This window comes from Vibrio sp. YMD68 (assembly GCF_029958905.1).
Lineage (GTDB): Bacteria > Pseudomonadota > Gammaproteobacteria > Enterobacterales > Vibrionaceae > Vibrio.
On record NZ_CP124614.1, the window covers coordinates 694,564 to 706,762 of the forward strand.

At 44.1% G+C, this 12,199-nt stretch carries 10 protein-coding genes; 9 read left to right on the forward strand and 1 reads right to left on the reverse strand.

Annotation, left to right across the window (positions count from 1 at the left end; translation table 11 throughout):
- Window positions 1–81 precede the first annotated feature (81 nt).
- The 9 genes from pepB (at window position 82) to der (ending at window position 10,588) form a co-directional block, all read left to right on the forward strand.
- Entirely contained in the window at window positions 82–1,377 is a 1,296-nt protein-coding gene (pepB, locus tag QF117_RS09330) for an aminopeptidase PepB (protein WP_282388652.1), read from the forward strand.
- A gap of 62 nt (window positions 1,378–1,439) precedes the next feature.
- Window positions 1,440–1,874 (forward strand): nucleoside-diphosphate kinase, encoded by a 435-nt coding sequence (ndk, locus tag QF117_RS09335; protein ID WP_282388653.1) that lies wholly within the window; start codon window positions 1,440–1,442, stop codon window positions 1,872–1,874.
- Window positions 1,875–2,104: 230 nt separating this feature from the next.
- Window positions 2,105–3,226: a bifunctional tRNA (adenosine(37)-C2)-methyltransferase TrmG/ribosomal RNA large subunit methyltransferase RlmN gene (locus tag QF117_RS09340; RefSeq protein ID WP_282388654.1), complete on the forward strand. Its 1,122-nt coding sequence runs from the start codon at window positions 2,105–2,107 to the stop codon at window positions 3,224–3,226.
- A gap of 355 nt (window positions 3,227–3,581) precedes the next feature.
- Window positions 3,582–4,607: a cytoskeleton protein RodZ gene (rodZ, locus tag QF117_RS09345; RefSeq protein ID WP_282388655.1), complete on the forward strand. Its 1,026-nt coding sequence runs from the start codon at window positions 3,582–3,584 to the stop codon at window positions 4,605–4,607.
- Window positions 4,608–4,616: 9 nt separating this feature from the next.
- Window positions 4,617–5,741 carry a flavodoxin-dependent (E)-4-hydroxy-3-methylbut-2-enyl-diphosphate synthase gene (gene ispG, locus QF117_RS09350; RefSeq protein ID WP_282388656.1) on the forward strand — a complete coding sequence of 375 codons (1,125 nt, stop codon included), beginning with the start codon at window positions 4,617–4,619 and terminating at the stop codon, window positions 5,739–5,741.
- A gap of 15 nt (window positions 5,742–5,756) precedes the next feature.
- Entirely contained in the window at window positions 5,757–7,025 is a 1,269-nt protein-coding gene (gene hisS / locus QF117_RS09355) for a histidine--tRNA ligase (protein WP_282388657.1), read from the forward strand.
- Between the two features lie 82 nt (window positions 7,026–7,107).
- A complete protein-coding gene (locus QF117_RS09360) occupies window positions 7,108–7,722 on the forward strand; it encodes a YfgM family protein (protein ID WP_282389450.1) in 615 nt (204 codons plus the stop codon).
- Window positions 7,723–7,734: 12 nt separating this feature from the next.
- A complete protein-coding gene (gene bamB / locus QF117_RS09365; protein WP_282388658.1) occupies window positions 7,735–8,895 on the forward strand; it encodes an outer membrane protein assembly factor BamB in 1,161 nt (386 codons plus the stop codon).
- A gap of 208 nt (window positions 8,896–9,103) precedes the next feature.
- The gene (gene der / locus QF117_RS09370) at window positions 9,104–10,588 is read left to right on the forward strand and encodes a ribosome biogenesis GTPase Der (RefSeq protein ID WP_017034155.1); all 1,485 of its coding nucleotides are present in this window, start codon (window positions 9,104–9,106) and stop codon (window positions 10,586–10,588) included.
- Between the two features lie 130 nt (window positions 10,589–10,718).
- On the opposite strand, the gene QF117_RS09375 is transcribed toward der, so the two are convergent.
- Window positions 10,719–12,125 carry a DASS family sodium-coupled anion symporter gene (locus QF117_RS09375; protein WP_282388659.1) on the reverse strand — a complete coding sequence of 469 codons (1,407 nt, stop codon included), beginning with the start codon at window positions 12,123–12,125 and terminating at the stop codon, window positions 10,719–10,721.
- Between the last annotated feature and the right edge of the window lie 74 nt (window positions 12,126–12,199).

The following is a 12,199-nucleotide window of genomic DNA, read 5'->3' on the forward strand; positions in this document are numbered from 1 at the left end:
GACACTTTCATCCTACATAATGCTAACATTCCTCTGATATGAAAAATGGTATTGATTACCTTACAAAAACAAGGAGCAACCATGTCAACACAGATGTCCCTATACATTAGCCATGAACCCGCACAACCCCAATGGGGCGACAAAGCGATTTTGTCATTCTCAGATAGCGGTGCAACGGTACATACTGGTGAAGGCCATGAATTAGACGTTATTCAACGTGCGGCTCGCAAATTAGACTCTCAAGGTGTTAAAGCCGTTTCATTACAAGGAAATGGCTGGGATTTAGAGAAAATCTGGGCTTTTCAGCAAGGTTACAGAAGCGCTAAAAAACTCAATAGTATCGAGTGGTTGCCATTAGAAGCAGAGCACCAAGCAGAGTTAGAAGCCAGAATTAAAACCTCGGACTGGACTCGTGACATTATCAATAAACCCGCTGAAGAAGTTGCTCCGAGACAATTAGCAACAATGGCCGCTGAGTTTATTAAGTCTGTCGCTCCGAAAGGGACGGTGACGGTGAAGATAGTCAAAGATAAAGACTTGCTTGCGGAAAATTGGCAGGGTATCTATGCAGTAGGAAGAGGCTCGGAACGTACCTCAGCGATGCTGCAACTCGACTATAACCCGACTGGTGATGACAATGCGCCGGTATTCGCTTGTCTTGTTGGGAAAGGGATCACATTCGATTCTGGAGGCTATAGCATCAAACCAGGTCAGTTCATGACATCCATGAAAGCGGATATGGGGGGCGCTGGAACCATTACAGGTGGCTTAGGCTTAGCCATTCTGCGTGGATTGAACAAACGTGTAAAATTGATTTTATGTTGTGCTGAAAACATGATTTCTGGTCGTGCATTAAAGCTGGGCGATGTTATCACCTATAAAAATGGCAAAACGGTCGAGATCATGAATACCGATGCAGAAGGGCGCTTAGTGCTCGCTGATGGTCTTATGTACGCAAGCGAACAAAACCCAGAACTTATTATCGACTGTGCAACACTGACGGGCGCGGCCAAAAATGCACTAGGAAATGACTATCATGCATTATTGAGTTTTGATGATGAGCTTTCCCACCAAGCGTTGACCGCGGCGAATCAAGAAAAAGAAGGATTATGGCCATTGCCATTAGCGGACTTTCACCGAGAAATGTTACCTTCAAATTTTGCCGATCTCTCTAATATTAGCACGGGTGATTACTCTCCTGGTGCAAGTACCGCAGCAGCATTCCTGTCTTACTTTGTTGATGATTATAAAAAAGGTTGGCTGCATTTCGATTGTGCTGGCACTTACCGAAAATCAGCAAGTGATAAGTGGGCTGGGGGCGCAACTGGAATGGGAGTAAGAACCTTAGCGCGCTTACTGACAGACCAAGCAAAATAATTTATTTTTCAGCCCTATTGGCTGCTTTTAATGACGATATTAATGAAGCACAAGGAAAGACTATGTCTCTTGAAAGAACATTCTCGATAATAAAACCAGATGCAGTAGAACGAAACTTAATTGGTGAAATCTATCATCGAATTGAAAAAGCGGGTTTACAAGTGATTGCCGCAAAAATGGTGCACTTAACGGAAGAGCAAGCGGGTGGTTTTTATGCGGAACATGAAGGTAAGCCTTTTTATGATGCATTAAAAGAATTCATGACATCGGGTCCAATCATGGTTCAGGTTTTAGAAGGCGAGAACGCCATCACACGTTACCGTGAACTCATGGGTAAAACCAACCCTGAAGAAGCCGCCTGTGGCACGATAAGAGCGGATTACGCTATCAGCATGCGTTATAACTCGGTGCATGGTTCAGACAGCTCAGAATCAGCAGCAAGAGAGATTGACTATTTTTTTCCTGCCTCTGAAATTTGCCCGCGCCCTGTCAAATAAACGCGTAACCTGGATGAAAAAGCGTTAAGCGAAAAAACACGTTACAAAGTGATTTAAGGCTCCATTTCGATGGAGTCTTTTTTATACCCTCCTAAAATTAATGATGGATAAACTTTAACCGCTTTACTATGAATGTCTTAGTAAACACAGGGTTTTACAATGCTTGTTGATGCAGCATAAAGCCTGTACAATTCGCGCCCTTCATTATTGTTCTGTCATTGAGAGGCATCATGACCAAAGCTAAAACTAATCTACTCGATTTTGATCGTAAAGGTCTTCGTAAATTTTTCACTGAAGAACTCAATGAAAAGGCTTTTCGAGCAGATCAAGTAATGAAGTGGATGTATCATTTCGGCGTTGATGACTTCGAAAAAATGAACAACATCAATAAGAAGTTGCGAGAAAAGCTGCAGCACCGCTGTGAAATTGTTGCTCCTGTGGTTTCTGAAGCTCAGTACTCGACAGACGGTACGATAAAATGGGCAATGCGTGTAGGCGATCAAGACGTTGAAACCGTTTATATTCCAGATGGTGAGCGAGCCACGCTATGTGTATCATCACAAGTGGGGTGTGCGTTGGAGTGTAAATTCTGCTCGACAGCTCAGCAGGGCTTTAACCGTAACCTCAAAGTATCTGAAATTGTAGGTCAAATTTGGCGAGCAGCAAGAGAGATCGGTCTAGAGAAAGAAACCGGTCGTCGACCAATTACTAACGTTGTTATGATGGGTATGGGTGAACCTCTACTCAACATGAAGAACCTTATTCCATCTCTAGAGATTATGCTTGATGATCTCGGTTTTTCACTGTCTAAACGACGTGTGACGGTATCGACGTCGGGTGTGGTTTCTGGCCTTGATCAAATGACGGACAACATTGATGTCGCTTTGGCTATTTCTCTGCACGCGCCAAACGATGCATTACGTAGCCAAATTATGCCGATCAATGATCGCTGGGATATTCAAGATTTCCTCGCGTCTGTACGTCGTTATATTGCATCTTCAAACGCAAACCGTGGCAAAGTTACTGTTGAGTATGTGTTATTGGATCATGTGAATGACGACATGGACCATGCCCGTGAATTGGCCGTATTAATGAAAGATACGCCGTGTAAGATAAACCTGATCCCTTTTAATCCTTATCCTGGTTCGCCATACAAAAAACCAAGTAATTCTCGTATTGATCGTTTCCAGAAAACATTGATGGAATACAATTACACCGTGACAGTACGAAAAACTCGTGGCGATGATATCGATGCCGCTTGTGGTCAATTGGTTGGTGATGTTATTGATAGAACTAAACGCACCAAAGCAAAGCTTGCCGTGGGTCAAACTATCCCGACAACATCGGTTTAATTCAAACAGCATCAACAAAGCCAGAGCCTGCTCTGGCTTTGTTGTATTCACATTTTGAAATTAAATCCGTTCATATCTTTGTAAGTTTTGTGAAAAACCTTGACCTGTCTGCGATTTTGGCTTCAAGGACATATTGTTAATCGCCTAATATCTATTAGAATTGCTAATTAGTCTGAAGTTTCAGATTTGATTCATATTTTGGAAAGGTTTTTGAGGTAAATACCTTGAATTTTTCTATTTTGAGTGAGGTTAGTTCCTCCACAACTATCTGTTTTTGTACATTGAACTGGCCACCAACTATAACGAATAAAGGCTATCAGTGAACAAGAACCACCAAACGAGAAGTACATTACTCATGAGTACTGAACAAGATATCGTGACAGAAGAGCCACAAGTGGCAGAAAAAACAAAAGAAGCGGGTACGCTGCTCAAAGAGCGTCGTATTGAATTAGGTCTGACTCAAAAACAAATCGCTGATCGTTTACGACTTAGATTATCGATCATTGAAGGCATTGAAGAGAACCATTTTGAATCAGGCCAAGTGGCGACATTTATCCGCGGCTATCTCCGTTCGTACGCCAAAGCCGTGAACATGGATGAGCAGGTTGTTTTGGATGCTTTAGCAGATTGTGGTGATGCTCAACCTCAAGAACAGCCGATGATGAGCTTTTCAAGACAAACCAAACGTGAGCGTAACGATAGCCGTATCATGATGCTCACATGGGGAATCTTGGCGATAATTATCGCAATTTCTTCGCTCTGGTGGTGGCAAAACCAGCTGCAAGATACATTGGTGGTATCAAGCAGTGACGACATCGAAATTGAAGAGCCAATTACCGATATAAACCAACCTACACCCGTTGACACTATTGAGGCTGCTGAAGTCATCGCACTCATGGAGTCACAACAGGAAAGTACCGCCCTAGAGCAAGAGCTTGTAGAGTCCACTGACACCTCACTTAAAGATGATAACGTTTCAACTTCAGATCAACAGACGAAAGAAAACACGGTGTTTGACGATGGAATCGAGACTCAAACTCGTGACAATGCCAGTATTCCATCATCTGAAGAGATTGATTCAGGGGTAACGAGCGTTTCAAAGAATGTTGAAGCAGAGCCTGTTGCTTCTTTTGAATCCGAGTCATTAAAACCTTTGGCGATGACCTTTAGTGCCGATTGCTGGATTCAAGTGAAAGACGCTTCTGGAAAAATACTCTCGACAGGGATTAAGAAAGCCGGTCAAACGATTGAGTTGGGTGCCGAATCACCCGTAAATATTATTCTTGGCGCACCTGAAAGCGTTTCAATGACATTTGCGAGTGAACCTGTTGACCTTTCTGGGTATACTTCAGGTAAAGTAGCCAGATTCACCTTACCTTAGAAACTAACTATGCAATACGAATCCCCTATAAAGCGTCGCCCATCGAAACGTATATACGTTGGTGACGTACCTATTGGTGATGGCGCGCCTATTGCGGTGCAGTCTATGACCAATACACGAACAACGGATGTAGCTGCAACTGTGGCTCAAATTCGAGCACTTGAAAACGTGGGTGCTGATATCGTTCGAGTTTCTGTTCCTACTATGGATGCAGCAGAAGCATTTAAGCTAATCAAACAGCAAGTTTCGGTTCCGCTCGTTGCTGATATTCATTTTGATTACCGTATCGCCCTCAAAGTGGCGGAGTACGGCGTCGATTGCTTACGAATAAACCCTGGTAATATTGGTAGCGAAGAACGCGTTCGCTCGGTGGTAGATTGTGCAAGAGACAAAAATATCCCAATTCGTATTGGCGTTAATGGTGGTTCGCTAGAAAAAGAGATTCAGGTGAAATATGGCGAACCGACTCCTGAAGCCTTGGTTGAATCGGCGATGAGACATGTCGATATTCTCGACCGTCTTAACTTTGACCAGTTTAAAGTCAGCGTAAAAGCATCAGACGTTTTCTTAGCGGTTGATTCCTATCGACTGCTGGCGAAAAGAATCGATCAACCTCTGCACTTGGGTATTACTGAAGCTGGCGGAGCGCGAGCTGGTGCAGTTAAATCATCGGTTGGCTTAGGAATGCTATTGGCCGAAGGGATCGGTGATACGCTGCGTATCTCATTAGCTGCTGATCCGGTTGAAGAAATTAAAGTCGGTTTTGATATTTTAAAATCACTTCGAATACGCTCTCGAGGCATTAATTTTATTGCTTGCCCTAGCTGTTCTCGTCAAGAGTTTGATGTCATCAGCACGGTCAATGCATTAGAAGAACGCCTAGAAGATATTATTACTCCTATGGATGTATCGATTATTGGCTGTGTGGTTAATGGCCCTGGCGAAGCTGAAATCTCCCATTTGGGTTTGGCAGGAAGTAATAAAAAAAGCGCATTTTATGAAGACGGTAAACGTCAAAAAGAACGATTTGATAACGATGATCTTGTTGCTCAGTTAGAAGCAAAAATCCGAGCAAAAGCATCACAACTTGATGAAAATAATCGCATCGACATTCGTCAAATCGACAATAACTAATTTACGGTATCTATTGTGGCAAAAACTATTCAAGCAATTCGAGGCATGAACGATTGTCTCCCAACTCAATCTCCGCTTTGGCACAAAGTAGAAGGTGCTGTAAAAAGCGTCATCAGCGCTTATGGCTACAATGAAGTTCGTATGCCTATCGTAGAATCAACACACTTATTTAGCCGAGCTATTGGTGAAGTGACGGATGTTGTTGAAAAAGAGATGTACACATTTGAAGACCGCAACGGTGATAGCCTAACATTACGTCCAGAAGGAACGGCGGGTTGTGTTCGCGCTGGAATCGAAAATGGTTTGCTTTATAACCAAGAGCAACGTTTATGGTACATGGGACCTATGTTCCGCCATGAGCGCCCTCAGAAAGGACGTTATCGTCAATTCCACCAGTGTGGTGTCGAAGTCTTTGGTTTAAATGGCCCTGACGTTGATGCTGAACTCATTATGATGACGGCTCGTCTATGGCGAGAGTTAGGTATTGATAAGCATGTTCGCTTGGAACTTAATTCGATAGGATCTTTAGAAGCACGTGCTGACTACCGTACCGCCTTAATTGCGTATCTAGAGCAGCACGAAGATGTCTTGGATGACGACTGTAAACGACGCATGCACACTAATCCTTTAAGGGTTTTAGATACAAAAAATCCAGACGTTCAAGCTATTTTAGGTGATGCCCCTCGTTTATCCGAATACTTAGATGACGAATCAACGCAACATTTTTCTGGATTGTGTGAACTTCTTGATGCTGCAGGTATCGAATACACAGTCAATGACCGTTTAGTGCGTGGTCTGGATTACTACAATCGAACCGTATTTGAATGGATCACTGAAAGTTTAGGTGCGCAAGGTACCGTTTGTGGCGGTGGCCGTTATGATGGTCTTGTTGAGCAACTCGGTGGGAAATCAACACCTGCGGTTGGTTTTGCCATGGGCTTAGAGCGCTTGGTTCTGATGATGGAGACTCTCGAGCTTACCGACGTTCGTCGAAGTGTTGATGTCTACATGATTACCTCTGGTGAAGGTACGATGATGGCAGGAATGAAGCTTGCCGAACAACTTCGTGAGCAGGTACCAGGCCTTCGAGTGATGAATCATTTCGGCGGTGGCAATTTTAAAAAGCAGTTTAAGCGTGCAGATAAAGTTGGATCGGCTGTTGCACTGGTGCTGGGCGAAAACGAAGTTGCAGAAAATACGGTGGTATTTAAAGACTTACTTGGTGGGACCCAAGACACGTATTCACAAGTGGATGTTGTTGCTAAATTAGCAGAACTTATTTAATTAACTCCCCATTGATTTGATAATAAATTGATTTTAAGTGGTGCTGAACAGGCATTACTTTTTGAATAATAGAGGACAGCAAGTGGAAGTCTACGATACTGAAGAACAACAAGTAGAAGCGATTAAAGACTGGTGGAAAGAGAACGGCAAAGCCGTAATTTTAGGTGCAGTCGTTGGTCTTGGTGGTCTTTTTGGTTGGCGCTATTATCAAGATGCCGCTCTAGAAAGCAAAGAGCAAGCTTCGGAAGCTTATACCGAAGTCATCACTGCGTTGTTGAGCCAGCAGTCAGGCAGTGAAGATAGAGTTCAGAGCTTTATTGATGAGAATGGTAAATCTGAATACTCGGTGCTTGCAGCGCTTCAATTGGCAAAAGTTCAAGTCGAAGAGAGTCAATTGGATGAAGCATTGGCGCAATTAGAGTGGGCCAAAGCAAACAGCAATGATGAAGCGCTTAAAGCTGTGATTTCTTATCGTATTGCTCGCATTCAAGCAGAACAAGAAAACTACGCTGGTGCTCTCAGTGAATTGACGAACATTACGGATGCAAATTGGTCTGGTCGCATTGCCGAATTACGCGGTGATATTGAACTAAGACAAGGCAATAATGATGCGGCTTACGCAGCGTACACTGAAGCACAGCAATCGGCTGATGCAAGCCAAACATTACAGCTTAAGCTTGATGATCTCGCCAAGTAAGGGCTTTTGTAAATGAAAAAATTACTCAGTAGGGTTCTTCTTTCTGCTATCGCTATGGGCACCCTTATCGGTTGTGCCAGTGAAGAAGACACCATTATTATGGCCCCTGTACCGTTAGTGAATAGTGAGTTTACACCAGACCAGCAATGGAGCGCTTCTATAGGCAAAGGTGTTGGGCACTATTTTTCTAAGCTTTCGCCTGAATATGCGTATGACAAAGTCTTTGTGGCAAGCCGCGACGGGCTAGTGAAAGCATTGGATTCTGAAACGGGTAATACTCTTTGGCAAACGGACTTAGAGCTCGAGGTTTCTGCTCGATTATCCGGCGGAATCATTGCGGCTTATAGCCAGATTTATATTGGCAGTGAAAATGGTGAGTTGATTGCACTGAATGCTGAAACGGGTGAACAAGCATGGCGTGTTGAAGTTGATGGTGAAGTTCTAGCGAGACCTGTCGCAGACAGTAATATGATCATCGTTAACACCAGTCGTGGCATGTTGGTCGCGTACGATCAAGCAACGGGGGAGCAAAAATGGACCATCAGTACTGATGTTCCCAACCTGACTTTACGTGGCGACAGTACCCCTGTGACCGTTTCTGGCGGTGTATTCTGGGGAACGGCAAACGGACGTTTAGCAGCGGCTATTGTTGAACGCGGACAACTGATTTGGCAACAACCAATTGGTATGCCTCAAGGCTCTACTGAAATTGACCGTCTCGTAGATGTAGACTCATCACCGGTCATCATCGGTGGCACGCTATATATAGTTGGCTTTAATGGTCAGTTAACGAGTATCGACCTTCAATCGGGTCGTCCAATGTGGAAGCGTTCATACTCTTCTGCAACGGATCTAGCAACCGATGGTAGCCGTCTATACGTAGTGACAGACAAAGATCACCTAGTGGCAGTCGATGCACGAAGTGGTACCGAGCTTTGGAGCAATAAAAAGCTTGAATATCGTCAACTTAGTGCACCGGTTATGATTAATAATCATGTGGTTGTTGGTGACTCGGAAGGCTATCTACACTGGCTTAATCGAAGTACTGGTGAGTTTGTTGCTCAACAACTTATCGATGATAGCGGTTTTGCTGTGGGACCTGTCGTGACTTCTGATGGGTATGTACTCGTAACACGCAATGGCGATGTAAAGAAACTGACGATCAATAAGTAATATCGTGATATAATTCACATTCGGCTCCTTGCTGTTATCAGTTAGGGGCCGTTTTATTGAGAAAAATCAAATCATGTGGTTATAGGTAACAGCATTGCGGCTGAGTGATACAGACAAGTTGATACGATCTTGTTGAGTATGAGTCAGCTTAGAACAAATGCAATCCGTTACCTATAACTACATAGAGACTATATTGTAGAGGTTAATTATGGTACCTGTTGTTGCTCTGGTCGGGCGTCCAAATGTAGGGAAATCTACATTGTTTAATCGACTGACTCGCACTCGCGACGCATTGGTTGCTGACTTCCCTGGTTTAACACGTGATCGTAAATACGGCCATGCTAAATCAGAAGAACACGAATTCATTGTTATTGATACCGGTGGTATTGATGGCACTGAAGAAGGTGTTGAAACGAAAATGGCAGCACAGTCACTAGCCGCTATTGATGAAGCTGACGTTGTTCTCTTCATGGTTGATGGTCGAGCGGGATTGACGCCTTCTGATGAAGCGATTGCTAAACATTTACGCCAAATTGAAAAACCATCACTGCTTGTCGTGAACAAGATTGATGGCATTGATGGTGACGCAGCTTGCTCTGAGTTCTGGAAACTCGGCGTTGATGATATGTATCAGATTGCTGCGGCTCATGGGCGAGGTGTTACGGCATTGATTGAGCTTGCTCTCAACCCGTTTGCGGAAGCACTGAAAATAGAAAACGGTGAAATCAACGACCTGACTGAGTTTGAAGATGAAGACGAAGAACAAGTTGAATTTACTGAAGAAGAAGCAGAAGAAGAATTCAAGCGCCTTCAAGATCAGCCGATTAAACTTGCCATTATTGGTCGCCCGAATGTTGGTAAATCGACACTAACCAACCGTATTCTCGGCGAAGAGCGTGTTGTTGTTTATGACATGCCAGGCACAACTCGCGATTCTATCTATATTCCAATGCAGCGCGATGATCGTGAGTACGTACTGATTGACACAGCAGGCGTTCGCCGTCGTAAAGCCATTAACGAAACGGTTGAAAAGTTCTCGGTGGTTAAGACGCTAAAAGCCGTTGAAGATGCCAATGTTGTGTTGCTACTGATCGATGCTCGCGAGAATATCTCAGAGCAAGACTTAAGCTTGCTCGGTTTTGCCTTGAACGCTGGTCGTTCTATCGTTATCGCTGTTAATAAATGGGATGGACTGGATAGCGAAGTCAAAGATCATGTTAAAAAAGAACTGGATCGCCGTTTAGGTTTTGTCGACTTTGCTCGTATTCACTTCATTTCTGCGCTACATGGAACAGGTGTTGGTCATCTGTTTGAATCTGTGCAAGAAGCCTACAAATCGGCGACAACGCGTGTAGGGACTTCAGTGCTGACTCGCATCATGAAAATGGCCTCTGATGATCACCAACCACCAATGGTTCGTGGCCGTCGAGTTAAAATGAAATACGCGCACGCTGGTGGATACAATCCACCGATTGTTGTTATTCATGGTAACCAAGTTAAAGAGCTTCCGGCTTCATACAAACGTTATTTGATGAATTACTATCGCAAGTCTCTGGAAATAATGGGTACACCTATTCGTATTCAATTCCAAAGCAGTGATAACCCATTTGAGGGTAAGAGTAACAAAGTCACTATTTCTCAAGAGCGCAAGCGTAAGCGCTTGATGACCATGATGAAAGGTCGCAAAAAATAAATGAAAAGCCCAAGCATCAACGCTTGGGCTTTTTTCTATTAATACAGCTAGGTCTAGCCTGAACACTAGACCTTTGTTCGTTATCTGAAGTCCAATTAACGACCTCTTCTGCTACTTACTGTGTTCGGGATCACCACATCCCAAGTAATTTCCACCATGCTCCGCCGATAAAGAAAAAGACCGGTATTACGATAAGAGAAAAAACAAAACCAATTTTCCACCAGTTTTGTAAGCTCAGGAAACCTGCGCCAAACAATATCGGCGCGGGACCAGAAGAGTAGTGAGTGGTCGACATGTATAGATTACTGAACATACCTAAGACGATCGCTGCCAGCATAGGGGGAGCACCTGCAGCGATTGCAATTGCAAGGAAGGCTGAATACATAGCACTAATATGTGCCATAGCACTCGCCATCAAGTAATGGCTGTAGTAATACACAAGAAGCAAGATAGCGAGAGTGGTTAACCAGCCAAAGCCGGATAGAGATTGGCCAATCATGTCACCAAACCAAGGAATAAAGCCCAGTTTGTTGAGTTGCGCCGCCATCATAACCAGCACTGCAAACCAAGTAATCGTGTGCCATGCTTCTTTTTCTTGCAGTACCGCGTCCCAAGTGATGGTGCGCGTAAACAATAGAAAGACTAACCCCATCAGTGCAGTAACCGTTGAGTGAATTCCCAAAGTTGGCCCGAGTACCCACAAACTGACCATGCCAATAAACGTAATGCAGACCATCCATTCATCACGGGACATGGCCCCCATTTCTTTGAGTTTCTGGCGCGCAAGTAGGCGCATTTCTGGTGTTTTTTTAAGCTCAGGTGGAAAAACAAAGTACATCACTAGTGGAATAAGAAAAAGACAGATGGCACCAGGAACAATCGCAGCCAATGCCCAGCCCGCCCAGGTTATCTCTACACCTTGCTCTTTTGCAAAGTTCGCAGCTAGTGGGTTCCCTGCCATCGAGGTGAGAAACATGGCGCAGGTAATGGCGTTACACTGAAAGATACATTGAACGAGAAAAGCGCCAATTTTATTTTCGGTGCCTTTCTCTGGATCGGAGTCATAAGCACTAGCAACAGAGCGAAAGAGTGGTGAAATTATCCCACCGCATCGAGCGGTCGTACTGGGCGTGGCTGGCGCAAACAGGAGATCAGTTAGTATTAATCCATAAGCTAATCCTAATGAGCTGTGACCGAGCTTGGCGATAAACCAATAACCGACACGTTGCCCAAATCCTGTACTGATAAAGCCTCGTGAAATAAAAAACGCCGCTGCTATCATCCAAATAGTTGGGTGTGCGAAACCTGTGAGGGCGGTTCTAATTGGAATGACATCGAGCAAAGTCGCTGCGGTCAACCCCATCAGAGCCATCGCACCCAGCGGAAGCGGTGCAATAATTAAACTGATCACGGTCACGACGAATACCGTCATCATTTTCCATGCTTCTGTCGTCAACCCTTCAGGTATAGGACTGAACCACAAAATGACGCCAATCGCCGCGAGTGCAAGTAGCCGTAAATTACTTGAAGTTAGCATATAAATCTCCTTATATTTTTCGCTAACTTACTCATAATCAGTGCGTCGAAACCTGTCTTAAATCAATAGTTACC